The sequence below is a fragment of the Shewanella sp. FJAT-52076 genome, from assembly GCF_019457455.1.
GTDB classification, from domain to species: domain Bacteria; phylum Pseudomonadota; class Gammaproteobacteria; order Enterobacterales; family Shewanellaceae; genus Shewanella; species Shewanella zhangzhouensis.
This window is the reverse complement of record NZ_CP080415.1, coordinates 732,867-758,469: the sequence shown is the minus strand read 5'-3', so window position 1 is coordinate 758,469 and position 25,603 is coordinate 732,867. Positions and strand designations below refer to the sequence as shown.

Here is a 25,603-nt window from a genome sequence, read left to right as displayed (position 1 = left end):
TGCAGGCTTGGGGTTTGCTGCTTACTTGTAAGTGGCTTCGCGGGCCTTGGCTTCTGCTTCCCACTTGGGCAGCATTTCTTGCTTGAACTTGGCCTTATCGGCGTTCATCTTGTCCATGTCCATACCCAGAGCAGCCTGAGCTTTGGCCTTGGTAGAGATGTCCGGCAGCTCGATTGGCTGCTTCACGCCTTTGGTGGCCAGCAACTGTGCCAGTTGAACGCGGGCATTGGCAGCCTTGTCCACGGCAGTACCCAGTACGCGCAGGGCTTCAGCTGGAGCGTGTGCAGACACACCGTGAGAAGCAATGGCGTAGTCCCAGCGCCACTGAGCGTGACGGATGTTGGTCAGGATAGGCTTCATTTCTTCTTCGGTGGCACCGGCTTTCCAGGCAGCACCGGCTTCGAAGTGAGCAGCAACCAGCTGAGTTTCAGCCTTGGACTTCAGCTCCATCACTTTGGACTTGTTGTCCTTGTAGACGGTCAGCATGTGTTCTTTGTCCTGGCTGTGGCAGGTACCACAGGTTTCTTCGAAACGATCGAATGGGTTGCCCACTTTGTGATCGGTAAACTTCTTACCCTGTTCGTTGGTCACTTTCGGCATGTGACAGTCAACACAGGACACATTGTTTTGACCGTGAGTACCCAGTTTCCAGGTTTCATAACCTGGGTGCTGCGCTTTCAGCATTGGGGTCTTGGACACAGCGTGGGTCCAGTCAGCAAATTGGATGGCGTCATAATAGACTTCCATGTTTTCCACTGTGGTGCCGCCGTCCCATGGGAACTTCACGAAACCTTTGCGATCATCAGACTTTTCGAAGTAGTACTCCACGTGGCACTGGGCGCACACCATGGATTCTTTATCCTGCTTGGAAGCCTTGTCGAATGGGGTACCAATGGCTTCCATGGCGCGGGAAGCAAATGGACGTGACAGGCGCAGTTTTGGGGTGCCTTTTTCGTGACAGTCACCGCAACCAATGGTGTTGGCCACTTCGGCGCCACCTTTGGCCCACTTGCCGGTGAAATAGCCTGATTCGCCCTGCTCTTCAATCAGACGGGGCACGTCAGGGCTCTTACAGCTCCAGCAGGCCATTGGCATTGGGCCATCTTCGGCTGAGGTAGGAGCACCGGTACGCAGGGTGTTGCGCACGTCGGTCAGTGCATACATGTGACCACGGGGGGCGTTGTAGTCTTTGGCAAAACCGTAGCCGGCCCACAAAATCACCAGTGCAGGATCCTGCTCCAGCGCATCTGTGATGGCTTCGCTTTCGGCAGTCGCGTGCCAACTGTTATATTGTTTGCTGAATTTGTCTTTGTATACATCATTGCGTGGCTCGGTTTTATCACTGGCCATCGCACCGGCAGCTACAAAGCTGGCGGCGACCAATGCGCTCAGCGCAAAGGATTTTCCGGTTAGCTTTCTCACCATCTCATCTCCGTGTTAGTTTTTGTGTTTCTGAAATACCCACGACATCTCCAGGGTCAAAAGTAGTCCTGTTAACTCTCCTTTTACATACCTATTAAGTGGTATCGGAGCCAAAGTTTGCACAAGATCAAACTCTGGATGTGTCATTGTTCACACTTTTGCATGAGTACGGGTGTGGTAAAGAAAAAGCTAATGTAGAACATAGGCTTTAGTTGCAAACATCGGCTCTCCTTCTCGACAGGAATTTTCATGAAACGTGGCAGTCTCACCTCCAAGATTCTCGGGCTGATGATGGTGCTTATCCTGCTCTCCAGTGGGCTATCTATCTTCGCACTCGCCAACCTGTCATACAGCTTGGGCGATGCCCGTGCCATCAATGCTTCAGGCTCACTGCGGATGCAGAGTTACCGGTTAATGTTTTATGCCAACTCCGGCAGTGACGAGGCCGAAGATAAAATCCGTGAGTTTGAAGCCACGCTCTATTCACCGGCACTCAAGAACTCCCTTGACTGGAGTACGCCCCAACGCCTTAAAGATCAGTATCTGCTGGTTATCGACAAATGGAAGGTGATGAAATACTTCATCGAAGAGGAAAACTCACGTCTTTATGCCTCTTCGTTGAAGGACTTTGTCGATACCATCGACCTGTTCGTACTGGAAACCGAACATCACGCCGCCTTTAAATTAAAACTCCTTGCAGCCAGCCAGTTGCTGGGCCTGGGGATGATGCTTGCCATCGCCCTGGTGGCGGTACGCTATACCAAGCGCAAGGTGGTGGAGCCGCTAAACCAGCTGATGCTTTCCGCCAACACCATCTCCAAGGGCAATTTCGATGTGGACATGCCCCAGAGCGAGTATATCGAGCTGCAGGCACTGGCCGATGCGCTGGACTCCACCGCCAAGGAGCTGTCGGCGCTCTATGGGGATCTTGAGTCTCAGGTGCAGGAAAAGACCCTGGCACTGACCCGAGCCAATCAGGAGCTCAACTTTCTGTATGACAATCTGGTGATGCTGCACGGCAAAACCCTCGATTACCGTGCATTAAAGGCAGCCCTGGATCAGCTAAAGCAATATGAACAGCTGGATTATTTGCGCCTGATAATTCAGGACGAAGGGGACACAGAAGAAGCCATTGAGGCCGAAGGTGGCTGGCCGGCCGAGCTTGAAGCCTCGTGCCGTTTTCCGCTCACCTTTGAGCACACGGATTTGGGCTACCTCGAGATGGTGTCAGGCAAGGCGCCCAACCGCCCCCTGTTTGAAAACTTCGCCATCATGCTGGCCCGCTCTATTCTCATTCACCAATCGGCCGAGCAGCGTCAGCAACTGGCGTTAATGGAAGAGCGGGGTGTGATTGCCCGCGAGCTGCACGACTCGCTGGGTCAGGTGCTCTCCTTCCTCAAAATCCAAATTTCTCTACTGAGAAAAGGCCTGGACGACAGCTGCCGTAATCCCGAAGTAGAGCAGCAACTTAATGAAATCAACGAAGGTGTGAGCACCGCCTATGTGCAGCTCAGGGAACTGCTTTCAACCTTCCGTCTCACCATCAAAGAACCCAACCTCAAGCACGCACTCGAGGCCATGCTGGAGCAGCTTCGCGGCCAAACACACACCAGGCTCACCCTGGATTACGGTATCCGCGAGCAGCTGCTTGGTGCCAACCAGCACATTCATATACTGCAATTGACCCGCGAAGCCACCTTGAATGCCATAAAACATGCCAACGCCAGTGAAATTGTGATTCAATGCGCTAAGAATTACGAAGGTATGATCAATATCAGCGTCAGCGATGATGGTGTCGGTATAGAACACCTCAGAGAGCGGGACCAGCATTTCGGCATTGGCATCATGCACGAACGAGCCAGCAAGCTCGATGGTCAGCTGCACTTTTCCAGTAATGAAGCAGGTGGTACAACGGTTACACTCACGCTTCCCCCACATCAGGAGCCAAGTCAACATGGGTAAACCCTATTCAGTTCTGGTGGTCGACGACCACCCCCTGCTGCGCCGCGGTATCTGTCAGCTCATTGGATCTGATAAGGATTTCACTCTGTTTGGCGAGGCTGGCAGTGGTCTGGATGCCCTGAGCGCGGTGGCCAATGACGAGCCTGACATCATATTGCTGGACCTGAACATGAAAGGCATGACGGGCCTCGATACCCTCAACGGCCTGCGTCAGGAGGGGGTGACCTCCCGCATCGTTATCCTGACTGTGTCTGACGCCAAACAGGACGTAATACGCCTGCTGCGAGCCGGTGCCGACGGTTATTTGCTTAAAGACACAGAGCCGGATCTGCTGCTTGAAAAACTCAAGCACGCCATGTTGGGGCACAGGGTGATCAGCGAAGCGGTGGAGGAATACCTGTTTGAGCTGAAAAATGCCACCGACGAAAACGAGTGGATAGATGCCCTGACGCCACGTGAGCTGCAGATCCTGGAACAACTGGCAGAAGGTCTGAGCAACCGACTGATTTCAGAGCAGCTGCACATCAGCGAAGGCACGGTGAAAGTGCATGTAAAAAACCTGCTGCGAAAGGCCAACGCCAAGTCCCGCACCGAGATGGCGGTGAGATACCTGAACCGCTGATCACAAAAAAGGCAGCCGAGGCTGCCTTTTTCAATCCCTGTATTTCAGCGGGTTTCCACTATAAATGCCTGCCAGCTTTTCAGGGCTGCTTCCAAATCTTCGAGGCCACAGCTGGCCTCAAGTTCGGCATCGTAGAGGGACATGCCATCGTCCAGCTCATCCTGGTTGTCATACCCCAGCACATTGGCATAGACCCGGGCCTGCTCCTCATCCAGCTCCAGACTGAATTCCCGGCCCGTCAATCGCCACTCGCGCAGCTCCCCGGCCTGAATCGCGGAAATGGCCGCTAGTACGGTAGCCGTGGCAGTGGGCTTGTCACCGAGCTCTTCACCAAACCATCGCCCCATCACCTCATGCTCCATGCTGAAACGAGCCATCACGGAACCATCCAGGCCGTTGCGGCGAAATTCGTACTCCATAATCTATCCACTGTGATTCAAACATCGTTATCGATACGGAAATTTTATCCTATACACGCGGCTCTTGCCTCTTCGCCGCAACAAAGCGGTACTTGAATCCTCTCCCCGCTCTGGGCTAGTGTCATGAAAAGCTTTGAAAAGGAACCAAACATGTCACAGGGATTCATCTACAGCTATTGGCTGAGCGGCGAACGGGCCGGACACCCTCTCGACGAGGATACCCTTAATACCTGGACACCCGACCAGGGAAACATCTGGGTCCATCTCAATTATCACTCCCAGGCGGCACGTGAATGGCTGCACCGAACCGATTTGCCCAAACTCGAAATTGATGCCCTGCTGTCCCGGGACACCCGGCCCAGAGCGATCGCGGCAGACAGCGGCCTGCTGCTGGCTCTGCGCGGTGTTAACCTCAATCCAGACGAGGCGCCGGAAGACATGGTGGCACTGCGGCTATTTGCCGATAAGCACAGGGTGGTGAGCACCTGTCGTCGCAGCCTGCAATCGGTCAAAGAGCTCGCGGCCCTGATAGAAGCCAAAACGGGCCCCACGACACCGGCTGAGTTTATTTTGTCCCTGTGTGACAAGTTAACCACCCGCAAAACAGACTTTATTCACGAGCTGGAAGAAAAACTGGATTTGCTGGAAGACCAGGTCGTCGGCAGCAAGAGCAAGGATTTGCGAAACGACATTGCCGACCTCAGGCGACAGACTGTCATGGTGCGCCGCTATCTGGCACCGCAGCGGGAAGCCTTTACCACACTGCAAACCGAAACCGGGCAACTGTTTAAAAAGAGCGAACAGCTAAAGATGCGGGAAATTCGCGATCGCCTCACCCGCGCCATTGAAGACCTCGATGCCCTCAGGGACAGGGCCAGTGTGACCCAGGAAGAATTGATGAGCCGCCAGTCCGAAGAGCTTAACCAGCGGCTGTATTTTCTGTCGCTGGTGACGGCTGTCTTCCTGCCGCTGGGCTTTCTTACCGGGCTGCTTGGCGTCAATATCGGCGGCATCCCCGGCGCCGACACTCCCTGGGCCTTTGCCCTCTTTTGCGCCATTTTGGTGCTTTTGGTGATATTGCAGCTGTGGCTGTTTTACCGAAAACGCTGGCTGTAACAAAAAGGACGCCATCGGCGTCCTTTTTTCATTTCAATATCAGTCACAAAGTGCTGTCCAGAGTGTCAGCAAAGGTATCCGCATCAATTGGTGCGATAACGGGCCAGTACCTTACCCAGCGAGCGGGAGGCCTCAGCGAGTCTGGCGACCCCCTCTGATGACTGCTCAGCCACTGTACGTATGGTGTTGGACTGGTTACGTATATCACTGAGCTCAGCTGCAATGCTGTTGGCAACGCTGCTTTGCTCTTCGGCGGAAGTGGAGATCTGGATGCTCATGTCGGTAATGGCGCGCGATGAGTCGGCAATTCCCCTCACATCGGCACCTATGTTGGCAATCACACCACTGCTGGACTGGGCCTGACTGACGGTCTTTTCGGTAATATTGGCGATATTACGGCTCTCGCCCTGCAGCTTTTCAATCATGGCCTGAATTTCAACGGTTGCCGCCTGGGTGCGGCTTGCCAAAGTACGCACCTCATCTGCCACCACGGCAAAGCCTCTGCCCTGTTCGCCGGCACGGGCCGCTTCAATAGCGGCGTTGAGGGCGAGCAGGTTGGTTTGCTCAGAAATTGCATTAATGGTGGTGATCACTTCGTTGATTTGGGTGGTGTTGACGTTGAGCGTCGCCACCGAGCTTGACGCCTGCTCAATCAGACCGGACAGCTGCTCAATGTCAGAAATGGCCTTTTGCACCCGCTGGAAACTGCTTTCTACCTGAGTGGCATCCTGCTCGGTTTTTTCAGTGGCCTGACGGGAGATATTGGATACTTCCTGCGCTGAAGCCGTCATTTCTTCCATGGCGGTGGCAACCGAGTCCAACGACACATACTGTCGATTAATCTGCTGCAGGCTCTGTTTCATTTCCCGTCCGAAGGACTCAGAGGTATCGCTCAGGGTATCGGCGTTGGCTTTCACCACCTTAACCAGCTCGGTCAGGGTATCCATGGCTTTATCCAGTGCACAGCCAATGGTACCGAACTCATCACGTCCGGGGTGGAAGCCTAAACGCGAAGTCAAATCCCCCGAGCCGATTTTCTCGGTGGTGGTGTACAGCACCCACAGGGCACCGCCGATAAAGGTGGCAACCCAGTATAAAAATATCGCAAAGGGTAATAACCACACCCCAGTCCAAAGCAGGCTGGCACTGGCCGCAGAGCGCGCCTTGCTCTCCTGGCTGCGCACATCCTGTTCCAGGGAGTAGCTCTGACCATTGGCGGCGATGGCGCTGACAGTAACTGAATCCCCATCGTGGCGATTTTTGCCGCTTCCCATGGTTAATCCCAGGCCGGCGGCTTTCTCAAACTGGCCCGTTGCATTCAGGGTGTCCAGCATGCCCGCTAACCTCGCTTCTGCGGCTTTAACCGAGCTTGCCTCTATGGCATCGACACTCTGGGAGTAGCGCAACCCGGCAGTGGTGCCCAGCGCCAATACAAACAGCAAAAACACGACCCACATCTTGTCGTTAATGGACATGCGGATGAAAATTTTATCGATAGTTCGAAAATCGACCTGCTTCATTGGTACTCCAGAACGCGATTCGGCGAGTTGTTATTATTGCACCAAATTCAAAATCTTGCTCAGTCACTTTACTGATATTCTGCGTGGATTTGCACCAAAAAAAAAGACGCCCAGGGGGCGTCTTTTACCAAAGCATTCCGGATTATTGCGCAGGAGCAGCTTCGGCAGGTGCGGCTTTTTCGATGGACACCAGTTCCACCTCAAATACCAGAGTCGAGTTAGCTGGGATAGTGCCATTGTCACGCTCACCGTAGGCCAGCTCAGCGGGGATCACGAAGCGGTACTTGGAACCCACAGACATCAGCTGCACGCCTTCGGTCCAACCGGCGATTACACGGTTCAGCGGGAATTTGGCAGTCTGGCCACGGTCGTAGGAGCTATCAAATGGCGTGCCATCGATCAGGGTACCGGCATAGTGCACTTCAACCACATCTTCAGCGGCTGGCTTGTCGCCTTCAGCGGCAACCAAGACTTCGTACTGGAGACCAGACTCGGTAGTGGTAACGCCTTCTTTGGCCTTGTTGGTTTCCTGGAACTTTTTACCGTCTTCCAGATTTTTGGCGGCCATGGCTTCTGCCTGAGCAACGCGCTTGTCGTTCAGCTTCTTGTCCAGATTCTGCAGCACTGTCTGCATTTCTTCTTCGGTCAGCTTCAGGGCACCGTTCAGGCCGTTGGCAAAACCTTCAACAATCAGGGTGCGATCCGCTGGCAGGCCGAGGGCTTCCTGCTCTTTGATGTGACCTGACATGTAGCTGCCGATGGAAGCGCCAACACTGTATGCTTCTTTCTGGGCCTCAGTGGTCAGGGAAACAGCTGGTGCAACTTCTGCTGCTTTTTCTTCTTTATTACAGGCAGTTAAACCTACTACGGCCAGGGCGACCAGAGAGTATTTATAAATAGATTTCATTGAAGCTTCCTTAGCGTCCTCAAGTGGTTACAATAACCTTTGTTATTCATCAAACCGCCCCACTTTATACTAGTTACTAAGCTTATGCCATGGGCAGCACCAAGCGGGGGCTGTCCGGAAATACAGACAGCAATGAGACCTGGGCATGTGGAATAAGTTCAACCTATGTAATCTGTGGCTGGCACTGGTTTTAGTGCTCTTATCGGGCTGTTCCCCGAAGCAAGCCGATGGGGTGTTGGTACTCAGTGACGCCCCCAGTTATGGCGCAACCCTGAGCCAGGACGCCGGCATGGCACTCATCAGCACCGAGTCCGGTGGTGTTGAGCTGTGGCAGCTCTCTCCCAAAACCCTCAAACACAGATGGCAACACGGACCTACCAGTAACGAGTCCATCGCCCTTGCCCTGTCGGACAACGGCGTTTATGCCGCCTCATTAAGCCGGGATTCAGTTGCACTGTGGAGGATAGATGACGGTTCTCAGGTGGGGCTTTGGTCACTGCCTTCGGCGGGGCAGGCGCTGGCGCTCTCCGATGGCGGAGGTCTCTTGATAGGACTCGCCGATGGCTCTGTGATGTCGCTCGTGGCCGGCCAAACCAAACTTATCCGATTCCTTGGACACAGCGAGAAGGTCAACAGCGTGGCGCTGTCAGCCGATGGCAAGTTGGCACTCAGCGGGGGCAACGACTATCAGGCCATTCTCTGGCAGGCCGATACCGGACAGCCGTTGCAAACCCTGCAGTTTGATGCCCGGGTACTGGCTGTGGCGCTGTCCTCAAACGGTGAGCTGGCATTCGCCGCCGACGCCAAGGCCGATGCCCGCATTTTTGCCAGCCAATCCGGCAAAGTCATCAGTGAATTACGGATAAAGCAGCGCACCATGACCTTTTCTGCGGCCCGATTCAGCCACAACAATGCGGCATTGCTAACAGGCACCCCCTTTAGGGAAGTACTGCGCTGGCAAACAAAAGATGGAAAAGTAACCGGTCGCTGGCAGGTGAGTCTCTCCAATCGACCGCAAAACAAAGGTGCCGTTGTATACTCAGTGGCCGAAACCGGCCTGCCACAAACACCTGTTGCCAGCATCAGCAGCAGTGGCAGAGTGGAATACTGGTCAACGAGGTAACAATGCAAACAGATATAAAGGCAATGCAACAGCAAATCGAAGAGCTGCAAACCAAGCTCGCTTTCAACGAGATGACGGTGGAAGAGCTGAATCAGGAAGTCATTAAGCTCAACGACATTGTTGCCAAGCAAACTCACGCGATTCAAATGCTGGTGAGTAAGCTTAAAGCGATGGAACCGAGCAATATCGCGACCCAGGCGGAAGAAACGCCGCCGCCCCACTACTGAGTATTCGCCACAGGAACAGGGAATTTCATGGCCAGCATCCAAACCGCCCCCATCGTTATCACAGGAGACCCGGTGCTCTATCAAAAAGCGGCACCTGTCACTGTGTTTGACGCCAATCTGGATAGGCTCGCGCAAACCCTGATGGCCACCATGTTGCAGGCCAAAGGTGTGGGCATAGCCGCGCCGCAGATTGGCGAGAGTCAGCGGCTTTTCATCGTCGCATCCCGCCCCAACGAGCGTTATCCCGATGCACCCCTGATGGAGCCTGTGGTGATGGTCAATCCTGTGCTGCTGTCGGGTTCATCAGAATGGGAGCTGGGTGAAGAAGGCTGTCTGTCGGTGCCGGGAAAACGGCTGGCCATCGCGCGCCATCTCTGGGTCGATGCCCAATGGCAGGACTTGCAGGGCAATACCCACTCCGGTCGTCTTACCGGCTTTATCGCACGGATTTTTCAGCACGAGCTGGATCACCTCGATGGCATCACCCTGCTGGAGCGCATCACCATGGCGTCACAGGAGCAGGCAGCGGCTTCGGGAGAGACACTACTGTGAGCCAACGCTCGGCAGTACTCATAACAGCGCTCTTCCTTGGCGGCTGCGCCATGGGCGGCTTCTTTATGAGTTATCCAGCGCAGATGACACAGGTTAAGCAAGCGCTTTCGGGCCCGACGCCCCTGTCACCGCTGGCACAATTAAGCACAGAGCTCAGCGGCAAAGACGGCCTGCTTTATGCGCAGGAAGCCGGACGGGTCGCACAGGTCGGTGGCGACTTTAAAGCAAGCCAGGATTATTACCGAAGTGCCATTGCGACCTATGCCAAATTCGATGACCAGGCCACCGTCAGCCTCAGCAACCTCGGCGCCAACGCCGGCAGTCTGGTATTGAATGATAATGTTATTCCCTACCGTGGCCCGGGATTTGAGCGGGTGATGGTTCACCAGTATCAGGCGCTCAATTACCTGATGCAGAACGACTTTGAAGGCGCTCTGGTGGAGGTGCGCCGGGCCAATGAATTACAGGCGCTGGAGCAAAAGCGCTATGAAAAATCCAAAGAGTCGGTCAAGGCCATGGCCAATGGCACTGTGGACAGTGAAATAAACCGCCTCGAACAGCAGGCTGGAACGGTTACCAGTTCTTTCTTAAATGCCTACAGCTACTACACCACAGGCCTAATCCATGAGCTCCTGGGGGAAGAAAACGACGCCTTTATCGATTATCGCAAGGCAGCGCAAATCTTCCCGGGCAATCCATACCTGGAGCAGGATCTGGTGCGCTTGGCCAAAAAGCTCGCCATGCCCCAGTATGAGGAATTCAAAGACAGGTTCGGCGAAGCCATACTGCCCGGCCAACAGGACGGCCAGCTGGTACTGCTGCTGGAGCGGGATTTCGTGTTGGCCAAGCAGCCACTCACGGTCCCCTTTACCATCAGCGGAAACTGGCAAACCGTATCGCTGCCAACCTATGGCAGCAGTGGTCCGGCGCCAGCGCCCCTCAGCCTGAGGGGGCTGGATGCGCCCCTGCAGCCGGCAACCATCGCCAACATGGACGCACTCGCCATCAACGCGCTTAAAGAAGACTTGCCCGCGCTGCTCATTCGTCAGGCGGCCCGGGTCTATGCCAAATCAGAGCTGACCCGCAGTGTGGAAAGCCAAAGCAAAAAACGCCGGGACGAGTTTGATGGCGCCGCCGTGGCCATGCAGATTTTTAATGTGTTAAGCGAACAGGCCGATTTACGCAGCTGGCTGACCCTGCCAAAACAGGCCCAGATTGGCCGCCGGTTTTTACCTGAGGGCGATTACAGTGTTACCCTTGGCAATGCCAGCAGGAACATAGAGATACGTCCCGGACAGACTACCCTGCTATGGGCGATTGACACGGGCAGCAACATCCGCTTTTATTCAATCAACATCAAAAGTAAATGGAACTGACTATGAAACACTTCAAACTGATTTTCATCCTGGCAGCGTCCCTTGGCCTGGGCGCCTGTCAATCCAAGGTTGAGTACGGAGACGCCACCGAAGTGGAAACGGTGAATGAGAACTTCGGTTCCACCGATCTGCAGGCCATCACCTCCAAGATGGTGGACAGCATGCTGACCTTCCCGCCTGTGGTGGCCATGACTGCCAAACAGCGCCCCATCATCTTCGTGGACAAAATCAAAAACAAAACCTCAGAGCACATAGATACCGAGTCGGTGACCGACTCCATCAGCAACAAGCTGCTGCGCTCCGGCAAGTTCCGCTTTATCGATATGACCAAGGTGGACGCCGTTCGTAAGCAGCTGGATTACCAAAACAACTCTGGTATGGTTGACCCATCAACCGCCATCCGTTTTGGCCGCCAAATCGGCGCGCAGTACATGCTCTACGGCAACCTGTCCAGCATTGTGAAGCAGGAAGGCAGCACCAAGGATGTGTACTACAAGATGACCATGCGTCTGATGGATTTGGAAACCGGTCTCATCGAATGGTCCGACGAAAAAGAAATCCGCAAGACCAAGTCCAAGTCATTCCTCGGCATGTAATTGCCTGTCTGGGAAGACAAAATCTGAAAATAAAAAACCAGCGCCAATGCGCTGGTTTTTTATTGCGGTGAATCCATCCGTTACAGCCAAATCCCGCCAATCAGCGCAAAGCCTGCCACCAGCGCCAGAATGGGCAACCTGAGCACCTTCAGCGCTGCGAAACCGGCAACCACCAGCGCCATGTCCATGGGGCCCACCACAGCAGAGAGCCAAATCGGCTGGTAGAGCGCACTGAGCAGCAGCCCCACCACAGCGGCATTGACGCCTGCGACCGCGCCCGCCACCCTGGGGCGTTGGCTCAGGCCCTCCCATGCGGGAAGAAACGCCAGCAGCAATAAAAAGCCCGGCAGGAAGATAGCCAGGGTCGCAATCAACGCCCCTGCCACAGCATCCCCGGTGGCCACATCGGCGCCCAAAAAGGTCGCCAGGGTAAACATGGGGCCAGGAATAGCCTGAGCGGCTGCATAGCCGGTCAAAAACCGGTCCGGCGACATCAGCTCGCCAAAATGTCCTTCCAGCAGCGGCAACACCACATGGCCACCACCGAACACGAGGGAGCCAGCCTGAAAGTTCACTGCTGCAATCCACGCCTCACTGCCGCCGCTGAAGGCTGAAACCCCATAAAAGGCGCCACCAAGGAGCAGGGTAAAGGCAAGCAGCCAGCCCCAGCCTATGCCGGCGAGCTTACCGCCAGACCCGCCGGATGGAGACAAGTAAACAACTCCCACCACAGCGGCCAGCGCCAGTACCACAAACTGCACCCAACTGAGCCCGAAAAGCAGCAGCGCTATCGTACTGGCAGCCATAATCAGTCTCGCTGCCGCATGCTGGCAAAACTGGCGGAACATACCCAAACAGGCATCCATCACCACCACCACGGCAAGCAGTTTAAGCCCGTGAATGAGGCCGTCGAACCAGGACTGCCCCAACAGATTGGCACTGGTCACGGACAGCAGATACATCAACATGGCCGATGGCAGGGTAAAGCCGACAAAGGCAGCCAGAGCACCGCCAAGCCCACCGCGGGTGAGTCCTATGGCAAACCCCAGTTGGCTGGAACCTGGCCCGGGCAAAAATTGCGACAATGCCACCAGGGCACCGAACCGCTTTTCATCGACCCAATTGAGTTCGCTGACGAAAGTCTGCCTGAAATAACCGATATGGGCCGCAGGCCCACCGAAGCTGGTCAATCCCAGCATGAAAAAACGCACGAAAATCTGCCACATAGCCTTGAGTTTTCCCCGAATGCGATGGCATCAGAGTATGACATCTTTGTGACACCAAGTTGACATAAAAAAACCACCGCAGCTGCGGTGGTTTTGGGTTTTGCTGGCCCGGGCACGAATTTCGTCTCCCGGGTCTTAACTGCATGATGGGCATTATGCGTGTCGCACTGTCAACTACATCACCAGTAAGCGGCACCGACAAGCAAGAGGAACGAAACACATCGCTCCAGCGTCCAACATCCAGCACTTACTTTTCATACAAAAGCAAAACACAAATGGCATGTAGCATTTTGTAGCCTTTTCCAGTATTTGCTGGAGAGCACAGATTATCGTGATAATCTCTGGGCAAAGAGCCCGAAAAACACACAAACTTATTCCAAAAGCGCTAATAAGAAATAACCCATGAAACCCCTGATACTGTTTATGCTGATGCTGTCTCTGGCTTTCCCCGTGAAAGCGGAAGAGTTGCAAACAGTGACTCCGGGAGACTGGCAGGTCTCGCTGGCCCTTGGCTATGGGATACTGGAAAACCCCCGCAAAAAAACCGAAGACATCACCACCTATGTACTGCCAAGCTGGTATTACTACGGCGAAGACTTTTACGTTGAGAATTTCACCCTGGGATACAGCCTCTACGAAACCGACTGGTTGAGTGTCGATGTACAGGGACAGTTAAACGATGACGGTATCTATTTTGAGTACGATGGATTTGGCAAGTTGTTACTGTCGGACATCCTCGGCTACAAACCCAATACCGGCCCCATAGTTCGTCCGGGGGTTGAGCCGCCCAAACTTGAGCCGGTAGAGCGCAATCTGTCTTATCTCGGCGGTCTCAGCGCAACCTGGTACACGCCCGTGTTCGACCTGACGACAGGAGTGTTTTACGACATCACCGGTGTACACAACGGCTATGAGTGGCAACTCAGTGCCAGAAAGTCCTTCGCCTGGTCTTGGGGCGCCGCAGGCATAGAGATTGGCGGCGTATACAAAAATGCCGATTTGGTGGACTACTACTACAATGTGACGCAAGCAGAGTCCGGCGCCAGACGCCCACCTGCGCCGCTTGAAGCGGCCACCAACTGGCACGTCAAAGGCGTGCTGAACATTCCCCTGAGCGACAGTCTGAACTTTATTCTCACTGTCAATCATACCCGCCTGGGTAAAGCCATAAGAGAGAGCGCTCTGATAGAAAGAGACGATCTTTTCTCGGGTTTTGCCGGCGTCAGCTACAGTTTCTAGGAGCGGGTATGGGAAAGCGAATGTCACTGTTGTTCTTGCTGTCGCCGCTGTGCATAGTGCCGCTGGCCATGGCGGACGAGTTGAATGTTGCACCCAAAGCCTGCGCCACCAGCAGTGAAGCACTTCCCTGCCGTTTCAGTATTTCGGTACATTACCAAACAGATACAGAGCAGAATCTGTGTCTGTGGCTTAAACATGAAGCAGAGCCCCGTCGTTGTTACACGGGGCTGAAAGAGCTCAGTGAAGAACTCTCGCTGGCACTGGAAAAAGATGCCACCATCGAAATCCGGGACATGAATTCCCGCGTACTGCTTTCAACCCAGGTGTCGGTGGTCTTGTTTCAACCACCGCAAAAACGCAAACGCAGGGGGCTGAATTGGGATCTGCTGTAAAACACAAACTGCTGCTGATTGAAGACGACTTGCCCCTGGCAGAACTCATTGTGGATTTTCTTGAGGCCGAGGAGTTCAGTGTTATCCATGCCGAGTCCATTGAAGAGGCCTTTACCAAAAGCCAGGGGCAGAACATAGAGTTGGTGCTCTGTGATGTGATGCTGCCCGGGCAGGATGGCTTCAGCGCCTTTCCGACCTTATCCAAAAAGGTTCCCGCACCCATTATTTTTATGACGGCACTGGCCGCACCGGAAGATGAAATCTTTGGCCTGGAGCTCGGCGCTGCCGACTATATCAGCAAGCCAGTGGTACCCAACCTGCTGCTTGCCCGCATTCGTGCCCGGCTCAGTCGTCCGCCATCGCCCCAGAGCAACAGCCAGATTTGGGAGCAGGATGGCCTCATCCTGCACAAGGCACATCAGCAACTGTGCTTTGCCGATCAGAATTACCCGCTGACAACCCAGGAAACCGAGCTAATGTGGGTCTTTGTGCACCATTTGGAGCAGGTATTGAGTCGTGAATACCTGTTTGAGCAAATCATAGGCCGTGAATACGATGGCCTTGACCGTGCCATGGATCTGAAAATTTCGCGCCTGAGACGTAAACTGGAAAACATCGGCATCCTGGGCCTCGCCATTCGCACGGTGCACGGCCGGGGCTATCTGCTGAGCTTTGCGACCGACGAGATATGAAGCCTCAGCTTATCCGGCTGTTTGTTCTTATCATCGCCTCCTGCGCCTTTATTGTTTGGTCCTTCAACCTTATCTACAGTGCGTCCGACGAGGCATATGGCTACAGCCTCGATGCCGACGCTCTATTAAAACAGGGGCGTTTGGGATTTCGTGAACTGCAACCCGGCAGCATTGCTTTTGCCCCCGAACTGCAGACCCGTCTTGACAATGGCGACGTTATTTCCCTCACCCATCAGGATGGCAAAGAGTTTTATTATCTGCGTCTGGACAGTGGCCATATTCGGGAAATGGGTCCCGTTAATCCCCAGGCGCAGCACGGCCAGCTAAACACCCTGATCCCACTCCTCTACGCTTCACTGGCACTGGCGATTCTTCTGCTTATCGGAAGAGTGTTCAAAGATTTAAGCCTGCTTCAGTCACAGGCGCTGAGTTTTGGTGCGCACCCCAAGCGAATCAAAACCGGCATCAGCCAACGATCGGCGATTTATCCCTTAGCCAAGGGGTTTGAAACCATGACGGGGCAAATTGTCGACTTTTTGGAGCTGCACCGGGATCTGTCGCGGATCATGTCCCACGAGATCCGCACGCCGCTGTCGCGGATGCGGTTTGTGCTGGAGTTGGCCCGGGCGCAATTGTCTGAAAAACACAGCGCCCGGCTGGAAGAAGATATCAATCAAATCGAGGCCCTGACCAAGAGCTATCTGTCGTTTGCGCGGGTTGAGCACCAGCAGCCCAGTCAACATAGCCAGTGGGTGAATGCGCCTGAATTTATCAAAGCCGTGGCAGATAACTTTGCCGTATACGCCCCCAAATACAACGTGCACTGCCAGGTGGACTGCGCCCTCAGTAACGATAAGGTGTTGATTGACCCGCTGAGCATGGATCTGGCCAGCCAAAACCTGATAGCCAATGCTCTGCGATTCGCCAGCGGCAATATCAAGCTGACCCTGGTCGCAGAAACCCGCCATTGGCGGCTAACCGTTGAAGATGATGGCCCGGGCATACAGGAGCCGGGCAAAGACTTGCGCCAGGCATTTCAGCGGGGCAGTAAACAGCAAAGTGCCGGATTTGGCCTGGGCCTCTATATCGTCCGCAAAATTGCCATCTGGCATCAGGGCAAACTGACAGTGGAAAACTCGGCCGAACTTGGCGGCGCCTCAATCAGTCTGCGCTGGCGCAGGTCGCTTCCTTGAGCAGCAGACACAGCACCTCAAAGTGGTCACTGTGGGGGAACATATCGAACAGCTGTATCCGGGCAATGCGATAGCCGGAGATCAGGGCCAGATCTTTAGCCAGCGTCTCGGGGTTGCAGCTGGAATAAATAATGGCTTTTGGACCAAAGGCCGACAAACGCTCACACAGCTCCTCACCTATACCCCGGCGCGGTGGATTCACTATGATGACCTCAGGCACTTCCTGTGCCTGCTGACCCATGGCAAAGTCGGTGGAATCCAGCGCTGCAAACGACAGATTATCCAGTCCCATGGCCGCTGCCGAGGTTTTGGCGCAGTCGATGGCTTCGGCTTCAATCTCAATGCCTGTCACAGGCAACGACGCACTGGCACAGTGCAACCCAAAGCCGCCAACACCGCAAAAAAGATCCCACAGGCTCTTTGGCTTTAATTCTTCGACCCACTTGGCCGCGGTGGCGTACAAACTCGAGGCCACCTCGGGATTGGTTTGGAAAAAGCTTTTGGGGCGGATAAAGAGTGGTACCCCGTTAAAGAACTCATCAAGGCGGGTGACTTGGGTAAGAAAGATTTCCTCTTCACCTTCGAGCCTTGCCATGTGCACCGGTTGCAGGTTCACCGAGACCACCTTGATGGCCGGGTAATCGGCCATGAGTTTAGGCAGTTCACGTTCGACACGGGGAATGGCATCCTTGCTTCTGAGCACAAATCGCAGCATAAACTCACCGCGCGCGGCGCTGCGGGTCAGCAAAATAAACTTAAGCTCGCCCCTGGCTTTATCGACCCGGTAGGGAGGAATGCCTGCGCGGCGCACAAAGGAAGTGAGCTCAAGCAAGAGAGCCTGCATGTCTTGTGGATAGAGGGGGCAATGGCTAAGGTCCACGGGTTGACCATCGGGACCCGGAATGCCCAGTACAGGGGCGTGGGCAGCGCCCATAACCACCATTTTCGCTTTGTTACGAAAACCAAACTCAGGACCGGATACCGGAGCCAAACGCTCGTCTACCTGCAGATTGCCCAGCAGATGGGTGAGCCTGGCTTCTTTCTCCAGCAATTGCTCACTCACAGGCTTGGGCATCAGACGGCACGACTGACAGAGTCCCCGGTTGAAATAGTCACAGCTCACGTTCGGCTCCCACATCGAAAAACGGCGCACACTTTAGCCTGTTTGCGCCATAAAATCATCCCGGTTCACCGGACGGCTGAGGGGCAACTTATCCACATCGGCAATCGCGGTCCTTTCTCCCAGTTGTGCCCTCACCCAGCCAAGGACTTCGGCGGCACTGCTGCGAAAAGTGGTCAGCTTGCCGCCGTAGAGGCTAAGCAGTCTGGGGTGAGAACGGCACGTGTGCATCAGGGTGTCCCGCGGGGCATGAAAGGCATCGCCGCCACTGCGGGGGAGCACCCTGACCCCACAAAAGGTATCTGTGACTTTTTTCTCCAGTTCATCCACTCCACCGGCGTTGGGAAAATAGTGCGCGTAGAGCGCCAACAGGTAACGTTTTTCGGCTTCGGTGACCACGGGCTTGTTGTCCAAATGGGCCAAACGGGTTTCGGTGGTACCCACCAGGGTTTTACCGTACCAGGGCATAACAAACACCACCCGCTGGTCGATGGGAGATTCGAGGTAAAGCACACCGTCGACAGGCGGAATGTCCAGCAGCAAGTGCGCCCCCTGCACCCAGTCAATCTCCAGCGCCGATACACCTGGCGTCACCCGCTCAAGCAGCTGATTCACCCAGGGGCCGCAGGCGTTAATGACCACACTGGCCTGTATTTCATGTTGCAGTCCGTGCTGCGTGAAACTCACCTGACAAGCATCACCACTGTGCTCGATGTGCCCCACTTCAGCCCATTCAAACACGTCAGCTCCAAGCAGGGTTGCACTGTGCGCAACCGCCTCACACAGCAGCCTGTCGTCAGTTTGCGCATCCCAGTATTGGAATACTGCCTCAAGCCCCGAACTGTTTAATCCCTGTAACCTGGACCACTGAGTCTGGCTCAGGGTTTTAAAGCGTCCGAGGGCATCGAATTCGCTCAAGAGTCCATACAGGGATAAGCCCGCCCTGATGGTGAGCGCGCCGCGGCGACTGTTGCGGTAGACAGGAAAATAAAAGGGAACGGCCTTCACCAGAGAGGGCGCCAGCCGTAGCAGTGCACGGCGCTCTTTCAGGGATTTGCGCACGAGATCCAACTGCATTGTCTCGAGGTACCTGAGCCCACCGTGGATGAGTTTACTGGAATTACCGGAGGTCGCTTCGCCTATCCGCTGCCGTTCAATCAGGGCCACCGAATATCCGTCCGCCGCAGCAAACTGAGCTATGCCCACGCCTGCAATACCGCCGCCCACCACCAGCACGTCCACTCGCTTCATCCTAGGATTCCCGCTCCAATAACTTGGCCGCTTTGTCGCACAATCTTTTCAGCTCGGCCAGTTCTTCCAGTCCGGTCCCCACCATACAGCGCATTCTGTCGGGAATATCCCGGGCACCGCGTTTGAGGAGCCTGCCATCATCGGTTAAATGCAGCACCCTGACTCTTTCATCGTGCTCCGAACGGCCACGGCTGACCAGGCCCTTTTGTTCCAGGCGTTTGAGCAGTGGCGTCAGGGTACCCGAGTCCAAATGCAGGCGCTCACCCAGCGATTTTACGCTGAGGCCTTCTTCTTCCCAGAGCACCAGCATCACCAGATATTGGGGATATGTCAGTCCAAGCCCATCCAACACGGGACGATAGGCGCGGATCATCGCATTACTCGCCCGATAGAGCGAAAAGCAGACCTGTCGGTCCAAAGCCAGAGTATCTTGCACCTGAAGCCTCACATCGATTTATATTGCACACAAATTAGTTGTGTTATAGCAAAAAAAATGACCCTATGGCGAGCCAATTTCAGTGAAAAATTACAAATTGTCTCAGCCAATTTACTGACACCCAAACACCGAAAAGAGAGATAGAGACAGTCAGGTTGCGGCGTTGGTTTTCTGACGTTTTTTTCGAAACTGAAACCACCCTGCTTGCCTCTGTCTACAAATTGAATTCCGCTGGGCTTTCCCTTACAGTGGCAGGCCTAAAGAACCCAGGATTTACAGGATTTTGTTCTTTAAAGGTGAAGGATGCTGAAACATATAACTATGATAATAAGCCTTGCAGTTTTTGGCGCCAGCGCCAGCTGTGAAGGCATTACAGAGCTCGGTGCTGTGAATTTCGACAAAAACAGCTCCTACTTCGATGCCGCGGGCACTGCCACCCTGAAACAACTGCTTGAAACCCAACAAACCAGTGCCGACACAGGTAATGGTTATCTGTTGCTCGAATTTGCATTCAATCGCAATGCCGGTGACGATGAGCTGAAAAAATACAATATGTGGCTCGCCGAGCGCCGTATCGAGCGGGTAAAAAGCTACCTGACCAACGCAGGCTTTGGCGCTGTGATGGTAAGCCGTATTCGTACTGCGGTGGATACCGAAAGCCGCGCCCTGGCATTGAAATGGTGCAAGACCAGTGATGAAGACCAAGGCCCAATGTTGGCCGATGCCTCCGTCGCCGAACACCGTCTTTGAAATCAAAGACCTTTCGGTGACCCCAGGGGCATCTTGATCTCAATTCCGGTATTTTTCTGATGTGTTTTACAGTTTTGAAAGCATGATTTAATCCGCCATGGGGATTTCAGTAAAGTAGAGTCAGAGGTTTTGTCTTTGCTTCCCACCTGAGGTGGGTCTGGAGGCCCTATGGTCCGCGCAATCTTGCTTTCATTACTGATGCTATTGTCTATTCCGGCATTTTCAGCCACTGAAGATCTCACCACATCACCGGTTTGGCATCAGACAGATGCCGACGGCAAGCCTGTGGTAAAGCTCTATTTTTTCTGGTCAAAGACCTGCCCCCACTGCGCCGAGGCCCATCCTTTTATCGATGCACTGCCAGAGCAGTATCCCTGGATTTCCCTCGAGTCTTATATGATTACGGCGCCCGGTGCCCGGGAAAAATGGCAGGCCGTTGCCAAGGCCACCGGCTCAGAGGCACGCTCTGTGCCCTATTTCGCCATTTGCGGTAAGGCCAGCGTGGGCTACAGCAGCGCCGAGGTCACAGGTCAATACCTGCTTGGCAGGCTCAAGGAGTGTTATCGCAGCCTCGGTGGTACAGTCGGTGACGATGGCCCCGCGATAACTCCTGCATCCAACACACAGCAGCCGCTCTTTGGTACCTGTAGCTCCGCCGGTGAGGCCGGCACCTGCGATCTGGGTGAAGAAGCCGCCAGCTCTGATGTACAGCCGGTCGAATTACCCTTTATCGGCGTTGTCACACCGGACCAGCTATCCCTGCCACTGCTGACCCTGGTGCTGGCCGGCGTGGATGCCTTTAATCCCTGCGCCTTTTTCGTGCTGCTGTTTTTGCTGTCCATCATGGTCAACGCCAAGAGCCGCAGTCGTATGTTGGTTGTAGGCGGCATTTTCGTGTTCTTCTCAGGCTTTATTTACTTCCTGTTTATGACCGCCTGGCTCAACATGTTTGAACTGCTGGGCGCCGATGGGGATGGTGGCAACATCATTCTCGCCGCCGGTTTGCTGGCGCTGGTGGCAGGTACCATCAACGTCAAAGAATTTTTCTTTGAAAAGGGCGATGTCAGTCTGTCGATGTCCGCCGAAAAACGCACAGGGCTGATTAAACGCATGGGCAAGCTGTCCAGTGCCAGCTCCATGACTGCCATGATCCTGGGCACCACAGTGCTGGCCATCCTCGCCAACGCTTACGAGCTGCTCTGCACCGCCGGCTTCCCGATGATTTATACCAGTGTGCTGGCCATGCACGAGCTGCCCGCAGCCGAGCGGTATTTTTATCTGGTGATGTACAACGTCGTCTACGTGATCCCGTTGGCACTGATAGTGCTGGTGTTTGCCCTGACACTGGGTAAGCGCAAACTGAGCGAGAAGGAGGGGCAAACCCTCAAGCTGATGTCTGGCATCATGATGGTGGGCTTGGGTGGCATGCTGGTACTTGATCCCACCTCACTGCAAAATGTGGTGCTGGCGGTGGCGTTGATCCTCGGTTCCATCGGCATTACCAGCGTGTTGATTATTGGGCGAAAGTTACTTACCGCCCGTCAAAGCTGATGCCAAAGGCGCCATGTTCCGTTGCTATGAGCCCTTGCAATGAGCGACTGTGGCGCTAAAGTTTACTGCATGGTGGCCGATAAGCCGGTATCGACCACATGCAGTCTGGAGGAGTTTTCCGTCGATGAGCATCAACAGCATTGAACCCAATCTGAGCCACGGCGCCATTGGCGTGAAGGTGGCACAACTGGCGAAAGATCAGCAAAAAGTGGAAGGGCAAATCGCCGTCGACCTGATTGCTGCCGCCACTGCGCCTGCCCCAAAGGCAGAACCCGTTGGCAACATTGGCCACAATATAGACACAACCGCCTGACCGTCAACGTTCAATGCGGGAGGCAATGGCCTCATCCAACAGCGCCTGCTGCTCTCGAGCCAGGCGCTTTTGTTTTTCGGCCGCTCTTTCGTCCATATGCTGCTCTACCTGCGCCTCACACTGACGCCGGTCACCATAAGGGTCAACAGGATCCCTGTCGGTTCTAAGCTCGCACAACATCTGGGCACAGCCCCCAAGGTTTAAAAGACTCAGTGCCAGTAATAAGCCCATTCGCCAATGTCTCACACGTCCCCCATCATCAGGTTACCTACAGATGCTCACTAAATAGCATACTGTGACTGTATCCACACTGACTCGGCTCATCCCTGCCACTTGTGATAGAGCACTTACAACTTGAATTGGGACGTCGCGCTTTGCAGCTCTTCGGCAAACTCAGATAGCTCAGACGAAACCTGATGCACCTGATCCAGAATATTCAGGGTTTGTTCGAAAGACGCATTCATATCAACCACATTATCCACCACCCTGGAGGCCACCTGAGACTGCTCATCGGTTGACCTGGCAATGTGGGTGTTCATGGCATTGATACTGACAATTTGTTCCTGAATTGTCTTGAGCGCCAACCCCGTCTTTTGGGCATGCTCCTCGTTTTCACTCGACTTGGACATAGCCACTGTCATGGTACTGACAGATGATTCGGCGGCGCCTTTGAGCCGGGACAGTACCTCACGAATTTCCTTGGTGGCATCAGCGGTTTTCGATGCCAGGGCACGCACTTCATCTGCGACCACCGCAAAACCCCGCCCCTGCTCGCCAGCCCTCGCCGCCTCAATGGCCGCATTCAGTGCCAACAGGTTGGTTTGCTCGGCAATGGACGTGATGACATTCAGTATCGAACTGACACTTTCCGTATCTTTCGCCAATTCATTAATGGCATTGGCCGCATGTTCAATTTCGCGGTTCAACTCCAAAGAGATGTCCATGGTGCGCTGCACCACTGCCATCCCGTCCATGGCTTCACGCTCTGCTATTTGCGCCGCATCTGCTGCCTGACTGGCATTATGGGAAATATCAATCACTGACAGGCGCATCTCTTCCATAGAGGCCTGAACGGTTTGAGCATCACGACTCTGACGCTGGGTAGCGCCCGTTGCCGTTTCCATCTTGTCTTTCAAATCATGGGCATTCTTGAGCAGCGGCGACGTCACATTCACTACCCTCTGGATAGAATCGGCCAGGAGTCCCAAAAAGCGATTGAAGTTACTGGACACCTGCCCAAGCTCGTCGCGACTGCTGGCGGGTAGTTGATGTCGCAAATCCCCCTTGCCATCGGCGAGTTCACCAAGGGAATGGGCCACCCCTTTGGCACTGGCGCTGATTGCACGGGCGATGGACATGGTCACTATGGCCATAAACAGCAGCAGCACAACCCCCACCACCATGGTTAGCCAGAGGCTGTTTTGCGATCTGTCGGCGGCCTCCTTGATGGTATTTTTGAACTCCAATACCTTGGCCTGCTTGTATTGCTGCACATGACCCAGCAGGGCTTCATATACAGCGGACTTTTTCTGACTGATGGCACCTATGTTGGCCATATCTGCAGAACCATCCAACATGCTCTTTGCCAAGCCAGAGGTTATCTGGTTGTAATTGGCGAGCTGCGACTGCATCTGTCGAAGCGTGTCGGTCTCTTTTATGTCTGAGCTCTGCAACAGTGTAAGGTTGGCCGCCAGGTTTTCATGTAGGCCGCCTGCTTGTTCCAACAGGTCTTCATCGGCAAATGACACCGCCTGGGTGTATACCTCCTCGAGCCGCTGCACCAACATCAAATTTTGGTTGGCCAGTTCAACCCGCTGGTAAATCTTCTCTTCCATAAATCCCAGGGTTTCACGATTTTTATTGATAGAGACCAGACTGATAGCCAGGTTCACCGCAAAGATGATCACAGAAATGATGAAGATGACACCGACTTTTTTAAAGATGGGAAGGTTATTAAACCATGTCATAGACAGCCCCTTAAAAGGGGTGCCGACCTGAGTCGGCACCGCCAGTTAGAACTCGGCAACCACCTTTACCGAGCCATTTACCTGACTACTATCAATATAGCCAATAATGTTGGGATTGGAGGATACCAGTCCCAGTACCTCTTCGGCAGTGGTCACTTCCTTGGGGGGAGTGCCCTTTCCTGTAAAGACCTTCTGTGACCAGTATGACTTGAGTTGACTTGATGACTTACCCAGTACATTGGTATCGAAGGCTTCCCTGACAGGCCCGGACTCTATGTTCACCGGCACGGCTTGACTGCCGCCAGGAAAGGACTTTGTTTTTCCAAGATAAATATTCTCAATCGCCTTTTTATCAATAGTGTCGCCATTACCTGGATGCACTATCACGGCTACCCCGGCCCAGGCCTGCATGGCGCTCAGGCATAAAAGGATGGCAGAAATCACGGTTTTCATGGCTCTCTCCTAAAATACCAGGTCTACACCCAGGCTGATTGACTTGGAGTCCCCGGCAACCCGCCAGGAGTCGTCGGTACCGGCCCCGGTTCCGTCGTCTTTTACATCGTCATATTGGATTTTAAAGGCGGCCGATGGGTGGAAATCCCAGCGAAGCCCCACTGAAGTGGTGTTGTGGATTTCACTGCCATCATCAAAGTCGGAATAAGAGACAAAAGGCATGAAGTCTTTAATGCGATAACCCAGAGTCACCAAATAGGTATCGAGATCTGAGTCTTGAAGGGTCAAGCGATTGATTTCAGTCAGCACCACCAGATTGTTCCAATCGATGTTGACCGACAAACCATAAAATTTTCCATCACGTTCGGTTTCGCCGTCCCATTCCACCTGTTCACCACCGATGTAGCGCTCGTTGGTGTACTGCATATGGGTGAGACGTATATCCAGCCATTCATAGTTAAGCTGCACCACCACGCCGCCTATGTCCTTCCAGATTTCCCGGGTGGACTCGCCGAAAAAGAATTCCGACAACAGCTTGTTGGGCTCATCATCTTCGCGGCCAAAATACACCTGACCTGTCAGCGTCCAGTCCCCTATCAGGTAGTTATAAAGGGCACTCACGCCTGTGTAGTTAAAAATCTGCCAGGTGTAATTGTCTGCGGGTGGCCTAATCCAGGGATAGGCGTAGCCCACGTCAAAGAAATCGCTGTAGTAGTAAAGCGGCAGGCGTTTTTTACCGGCTTGTAATGTCCAGTGTTCATTCAGCTCATAGGACAGATAAGCCCACTCAAAGCTGGCAGAGAAGTCGTCTGCGCCCCGGGAGACGATTTGCGCTGTAGCGGAAAGTCCGTCCAGAAGGTCAGCAGAAATTTGCAGGCCAAACAGGGTGTCGGGTTCAAAGCTGAACTCCTCTGTGTAGGCACCCACCAGGGGATAATCGGCCAGGAAGGTGGGTTCGAGCCCAAACTCTTCCACCCCACTGCCTTCCAACACCTTGCCACCGACCACAGAGGCAAACCCGGATATATTAATCTCGGCCAACGCCGGTGCAGAGAGCAGCAGCGTACCAAGACAGATAGCCAATTTGTGCTTCATACAAAACCCTTTATTTGTCAGGTGTATCCGACTTTAAGCTTAGGTCCGAGCAACAAATTGACAACTTTTTGACCAACTTTTAT

The 25,603-nt window shown here is 54.1% G+C and carries 27 protein-coding genes; 15 read left to right on the top strand and 12 right to left on the bottom strand.

Annotated elements, in window-relative coordinates; genetic code table 11:
* Positions 1-21: 21 nt before the first annotated feature.
* Positions 22-1,425, bottom strand: a complete 1,404-nt coding sequence (gene nrfA / locus K0H79_RS03280) for an ammonia-forming nitrite reductase cytochrome c552 subunit (protein WP_220066766.1) — start codon at positions 1,423-1,425, stop codon at positions 22-24.
* Between the two features lie 246 nt (positions 1,426-1,671).
* On the opposite strand from nrfA, the gene narQ reads away from it, so the two are divergent.
* On the top strand, positions 1,672-3,384 hold the full coding sequence (gene narQ, locus K0H79_RS03275; protein ID WP_220077297.1) for a nitrate/nitrite two-component system sensor histidine kinase NarQ: 1,713 nt from the start codon (positions 1,672-1,674) through the stop codon (positions 3,382-3,384).
* The gene (locus K0H79_RS03270; protein WP_220066764.1) at positions 3,377-4,006 is read left to right on the top strand and encodes a response regulator; all 630 of its coding nucleotides are present in this window, start codon (positions 3,377-3,379) and stop codon (positions 4,004-4,006) included. Before narQ ends, K0H79_RS03270 begins: the two co-directional genes overlap by 8 nt.
* A 44-nt stretch (positions 4,007-4,050) precedes the next feature.
* Here the strand turns inward: K0H79_RS03270 and K0H79_RS03265 are convergent, their stop codons facing one another.
* Entirely contained in the window at positions 4,051-4,425 is a 375-nt protein-coding gene (locus K0H79_RS03265; RefSeq protein WP_220077296.1) for a YacL family protein, read from the bottom strand.
* 150 nt (positions 4,426-4,575) lie between these two features.
* Between K0H79_RS03265 and K0H79_RS03260 the strand changes: the two genes are divergently transcribed.
* Positions 4,576-5,541, top strand: coding sequence for a zinc transporter ZntB (locus K0H79_RS03260; RefSeq protein ID WP_220077295.1), 966 nt, complete (start codon positions 4,576-4,578; stop codon positions 5,539-5,541).
* Positions 5,542-5,624: 83 nt separating this feature from the next.
* Here the strand turns inward: K0H79_RS03260 and K0H79_RS03255 are convergent, their stop codons facing one another.
* Together K0H79_RS03255 and fkpA are read right to left on the bottom strand one after the other, a co-directional pair.
* Complete coding sequence (locus tag K0H79_RS03255) at positions 5,625-7,061, bottom strand: methyl-accepting chemotaxis protein (protein WP_220077294.1); 1,437 nt, start codon at positions 7,059-7,061, stop codon at positions 5,625-5,627.
* Positions 7,062-7,203: 142 nt separating this feature from the next.
* Positions 7,204-7,968 (bottom strand): FKBP-type peptidyl-prolyl cis-trans isomerase, encoded by a 765-nt coding sequence (gene fkpA, locus K0H79_RS03250; protein WP_220077293.1) that lies wholly within the window; start codon positions 7,966-7,968, stop codon positions 7,204-7,206.
* A 145-nt stretch (positions 7,969-8,113) separates the two neighbouring features.
* Between fkpA and K0H79_RS03245 the strand changes: the two genes are divergently transcribed.
* Genes K0H79_RS03245 through lpoB form a run of 5 tightly spaced genes read left to right on the top strand, consistent with a single transcriptional unit; the run spans position 8,114 to position 11,842 of the window.
* The gene (locus tag K0H79_RS03245; RefSeq protein ID WP_220077292.1) at positions 8,114-9,091 is read left to right on the top strand and encodes a WD40 repeat domain-containing protein; all 978 of its coding nucleotides are present in this window, start codon (positions 8,114-8,116) and stop codon (positions 9,089-9,091) included.
* Between the two features lie 2 nt (positions 9,092-9,093).
* The gene (locus K0H79_RS03240) at positions 9,094-9,318 is read left to right on the top strand and encodes a SlyX family protein (RefSeq protein ID WP_408733368.1); all 225 of its coding nucleotides are present in this window, start codon (positions 9,094-9,096) and stop codon (positions 9,316-9,318) included.
* Between the two features lie 27 nt (positions 9,319-9,345).
* Positions 9,346-9,870 carry a peptide deformylase gene (gene def / locus K0H79_RS03235; RefSeq protein WP_220077291.1) on the top strand — a complete coding sequence of 175 codons (525 nt, stop codon included), beginning with the start codon at positions 9,346-9,348 and terminating at the stop codon, positions 9,868-9,870.
* Positions 9,871-9,920: 50 nt separating this feature from the next.
* Complete coding sequence (locus K0H79_RS03230) at positions 9,921-11,246, top strand: COG3014 family protein (RefSeq protein ID WP_258405519.1); 1,326 nt, start codon at positions 9,921-9,923, stop codon at positions 11,244-11,246.
* Positions 11,247-11,248: 2 nt separating this feature from the next.
* Complete coding sequence (gene lpoB, locus K0H79_RS03225; RefSeq protein ID WP_220066756.1) at positions 11,249-11,842, top strand: penicillin-binding protein activator LpoB; 594 nt, start codon at positions 11,249-11,251, stop codon at positions 11,840-11,842.
* A gap of 80 nt (positions 11,843-11,922) precedes the next feature.
* Here lpoB and chrA read toward each other — a convergent pair whose 3' ends face one another.
* Positions 11,923-13,068 (bottom strand): chromate efflux transporter, encoded by a 1,146-nt coding sequence (gene chrA / locus K0H79_RS03220; protein ID WP_220077289.1) that lies wholly within the window; start codon positions 13,066-13,068, stop codon positions 11,923-11,925.
* A gap of 402 nt (positions 13,069-13,470) precedes the next feature.
* Between chrA and K0H79_RS03215 the strand changes: the two genes are divergently transcribed.
* The 4 genes from K0H79_RS03215 to K0H79_RS03200 are packed head-to-tail and all read left to right on the top strand — an operon-like array spanning position 13,471 to position 16,584.
* Positions 13,471-14,307, top strand: a complete 837-nt coding sequence (locus K0H79_RS03215) for a MipA/OmpV family protein (protein ID WP_220066753.1) — start codon at positions 13,471-13,473, stop codon at positions 14,305-14,307.
* Between the two features lie 20 nt (positions 14,308-14,327).
* Positions 14,328-14,699 (top strand): DUF3019 domain-containing protein, encoded by a 372-nt coding sequence (locus K0H79_RS03210; protein WP_220066752.1) that lies wholly within the window; start codon positions 14,328-14,330, stop codon positions 14,697-14,699.
* Complete coding sequence (locus K0H79_RS03205) at positions 14,684-15,391, top strand: response regulator transcription factor (protein ID WP_220077288.1); 708 nt, start codon at positions 14,684-14,686, stop codon at positions 15,389-15,391. The genes K0H79_RS03210 and K0H79_RS03205 overlap by 16 nt, the downstream gene beginning before the upstream one ends.
* On the top strand, positions 15,388-16,584 hold the full coding sequence (locus K0H79_RS03200) for a HAMP domain-containing sensor histidine kinase (protein WP_220077287.1): 1,197 nt from the start codon (positions 15,388-15,390) through the stop codon (positions 16,582-16,584). The genes K0H79_RS03205 and K0H79_RS03200 overlap by 4 nt, the downstream gene beginning before the upstream one ends.
* Here K0H79_RS03200 and rlmC read toward each other — a convergent pair.
* From rlmC to K0H79_RS03185, 3 genes are read right to left on the bottom strand one after another with little or no spacing between them, the layout of a single operon-like run.
* On the bottom strand, positions 16,553-17,722 hold the full coding sequence (rlmC, locus tag K0H79_RS03195) for a 23S rRNA (uracil(747)-C(5))-methyltransferase RlmC (protein ID WP_220078075.1): 1,170 nt from the start codon (positions 17,720-17,722) through the stop codon (positions 16,553-16,555). The genes K0H79_RS03200 and rlmC overlap by 32 nt on opposite strands.
* Before the next feature lie 18 nt (positions 17,723-17,740).
* A complete protein-coding gene (locus K0H79_RS03190; protein WP_220077286.1) occupies positions 17,741-18,955 on the bottom strand; it encodes a glycerol-3-phosphate dehydrogenase/oxidase in 1,215 nt (404 codons plus the stop codon).
* Position 18,956: 1 nt separating this feature from the next.
* Positions 18,957-19,391, bottom strand: a complete 435-nt coding sequence (locus K0H79_RS03185) for a MarR family winged helix-turn-helix transcriptional regulator (RefSeq protein WP_286670262.1) — start codon at positions 19,389-19,391, stop codon at positions 18,957-18,959.
* Positions 19,392-19,712: 321 nt separating this feature from the next.
* On the opposite strand from K0H79_RS03185, the gene K0H79_RS03180 reads away from it, so the two are divergent.
* The 3 genes from K0H79_RS03180 (at position 19,713) to K0H79_RS03170 (ending at position 22,005) form a co-directional block, all read left to right on the top strand.
* Positions 19,713-20,141 carry a hypothetical protein gene (locus K0H79_RS03180; protein ID WP_220077285.1) on the top strand — a complete coding sequence of 143 codons (429 nt, stop codon included), beginning with the start codon at positions 19,713-19,715 and terminating at the stop codon, positions 20,139-20,141.
* Between the two features lie 168 nt (positions 20,142-20,309).
* A complete protein-coding gene (locus K0H79_RS03175) occupies positions 20,310-21,692 on the top strand; it encodes a cytochrome C biosynthesis protein (protein ID WP_220077284.1) in 1,383 nt (460 codons plus the stop codon).
* A gap of 124 nt (positions 21,693-21,816) precedes the next feature.
* Positions 21,817-22,005 (top strand): hypothetical protein, encoded by a 189-nt coding sequence (locus K0H79_RS03170; protein ID WP_011758743.1) that lies wholly within the window; start codon positions 21,817-21,819, stop codon positions 22,003-22,005.
* 3 nt (positions 22,006-22,008) lie between these two features.
* On the opposite strand, the gene K0H79_RS03165 is transcribed toward K0H79_RS03170, so the two are convergent.
* The 4 genes from K0H79_RS03165 to K0H79_RS03150 all read right to left on the bottom strand — a co-directional run bounded on the left by K0H79_RS03165 (position 22,009) and on the right by K0H79_RS03150 (position 25,520).
* The gene (locus K0H79_RS03165; RefSeq protein ID WP_220077283.1) at positions 22,009-22,236 is read right to left on the bottom strand and encodes a hypothetical protein; all 228 of its coding nucleotides are present in this window, start codon (positions 22,234-22,236) and stop codon (positions 22,009-22,011) included.
* Between the two features lie 116 nt (positions 22,237-22,352).
* Positions 22,353-23,972: a methyl-accepting chemotaxis protein gene (locus tag K0H79_RS03160; protein ID WP_220077282.1), complete on the bottom strand. Its 1,620-nt coding sequence runs from the start codon at positions 23,970-23,972 to the stop codon at positions 22,353-22,355.
* Positions 23,973-24,017: 45 nt separating this feature from the next.
* The gene (locus K0H79_RS03155; protein ID WP_220066744.1) at positions 24,018-24,425 is read right to left on the bottom strand and encodes a phosphate ABC transporter substrate-binding protein; all 408 of its coding nucleotides are present in this window, start codon (positions 24,423-24,425) and stop codon (positions 24,018-24,020) included.
* Positions 24,426-24,434: 9 nt separating this feature from the next.
* Positions 24,435-25,520, bottom strand: coding sequence for an OprO/OprP family phosphate-selective porin (locus K0H79_RS03150; RefSeq protein WP_220077281.1), 1,086 nt, complete (start codon positions 25,518-25,520; stop codon positions 24,435-24,437).
* Positions 25,521-25,603 lie beyond the last annotated feature (83 nt).

What these genes read in the sequence shown, in the direction of transcription:
- K0H79_RS03190 (WP_220077286.1), bottom strand. Translation starts at nt 18,955, where the DNA reads ATGAAGCGAGTGGACGTGCTGGTGGTGGGCGGCGGTATTGCAGGCGTG.
- rlmC (WP_220078075.1), bottom strand. Translation starts at nt 17,722, where the DNA reads ATGTGGGAGCCGAACGTGAGCTGTGACTATTTCAACCGGGGACTCTGT.
- chrA (WP_220077289.1), bottom strand. Translation starts at nt 13,068, where the DNA reads ATGTGGCAGATTTTCGTGCGTTTTTTCATGCTGGGATTGACCAGCTTC.
- K0H79_RS03265 (WP_220077296.1), bottom strand. Translation starts at nt 4,425, where the DNA reads ATGGAGTACGAATTTCGCCGCAACGGCCTGGATGGTTCCGTGATGGCT.
- def (WP_220077291.1), top strand. Translation starts at nt 9,346, where the DNA reads ATGGCCAGCATCCAAACCGCCCCCATCGTTATCACAGGAGACCCGGTG.
- K0H79_RS03215 (WP_220066753.1), top strand. Translation starts at nt 13,471, where the DNA reads ATGAAACCCCTGATACTGTTTATGCTGATGCTGTCTCTGGCTTTCCCC.
- K0H79_RS03245 (WP_220077292.1), top strand. Translation starts at nt 8,114, where the DNA reads ATGTGGAATAAGTTCAACCTATGTAATCTGTGGCTGGCACTGGTTTTA.
- K0H79_RS03240 (WP_408733368.1), top strand. Translation starts at nt 9,094, where the DNA reads ATGCAAACAGATATAAAGGCAATGCAACAGCAAATCGAAGAGCTGCAA.
- K0H79_RS03255 (WP_220077294.1), bottom strand. Translation starts at nt 7,061, where the DNA reads ATGAAGCAGGTCGATTTTCGAACTATCGATAAAATTTTCATCCGCATG.
- K0H79_RS03175 (WP_220077284.1), top strand. Translation starts at nt 20,310, where the DNA reads ATGGTCCGCGCAATCTTGCTTTCATTACTGATGCTATTGTCTATTCCG.
- narQ (WP_220077297.1), top strand. Translation starts at nt 1,672, where the DNA reads ATGAAACGTGGCAGTCTCACCTCCAAGATTCTCGGGCTGATGATGGTG.
- K0H79_RS03270 (WP_220066764.1), top strand. Translation starts at nt 3,377, where the DNA reads ATGGGTAAACCCTATTCAGTTCTGGTGGTCGACGACCACCCCCTGCTG.
- nrfA (WP_220066766.1), bottom strand. Translation starts at nt 1,425, where the DNA reads ATGGTGAGAAAGCTAACCGGAAAATCCTTTGCGCTGAGCGCATTGGTC.
- K0H79_RS03180 (WP_220077285.1), top strand. Translation starts at nt 19,713, where the DNA reads ATGATAATAAGCCTTGCAGTTTTTGGCGCCAGCGCCAGCTGTGAAGGC.
- fkpA (WP_220077293.1), bottom strand. Translation starts at nt 7,968, where the DNA reads ATGAAATCTATTTATAAATACTCTCTGGTCGCCCTGGCCGTAGTAGGT.
- K0H79_RS03155 (WP_220066744.1), bottom strand. Translation starts at nt 24,425, where the DNA reads ATGAAAACCGTGATTTCTGCCATCCTTTTATGCCTGAGCGCCATGCAG.
- K0H79_RS03210 (WP_220066752.1), top strand. Translation starts at nt 14,328, where the DNA reads ATGTCACTGTTGTTCTTGCTGTCGCCGCTGTGCATAGTGCCGCTGGCC.
- K0H79_RS03165 (WP_220077283.1), bottom strand. Translation starts at nt 22,236, where the DNA reads ATGGGCTTATTACTGGCACTGAGTCTTTTAAACCTTGGGGGCTGTGCC.
- K0H79_RS03260 (WP_220077295.1), top strand. Translation starts at nt 4,576, where the DNA reads ATGTCACAGGGATTCATCTACAGCTATTGGCTGAGCGGCGAACGGGCC.
- K0H79_RS03170 (WP_011758743.1), top strand. Translation starts at nt 21,817, where the DNA reads ATGAGCATCAACAGCATTGAACCCAATCTGAGCCACGGCGCCATTGGC.
- lpoB (WP_220066756.1), top strand. Translation starts at nt 11,249, where the DNA reads ATGAAACACTTCAAACTGATTTTCATCCTGGCAGCGTCCCTTGGCCTG.
- K0H79_RS03200 (WP_220077287.1), top strand. Translation starts at nt 15,388, where the DNA reads ATGAAGCCTCAGCTTATCCGGCTGTTTGTTCTTATCATCGCCTCCTGC.
- K0H79_RS03160 (WP_220077282.1), bottom strand. Translation starts at nt 23,972, where the DNA reads ATGACATGGTTTAATAACCTTCCCATCTTTAAAAAAGTCGGTGTCATC.
- K0H79_RS03230 (WP_258405519.1), top strand. Translation starts at nt 9,921, where the DNA reads ATGGGCGGCTTCTTTATGAGTTATCCAGCGCAGATGACACAGGTTAAG.
- K0H79_RS03150 (WP_220077281.1), bottom strand. Translation starts at nt 25,520, where the DNA reads ATGAAGCACAAATTGGCTATCTGTCTTGGTACGCTGCTGCTCTCTGCA.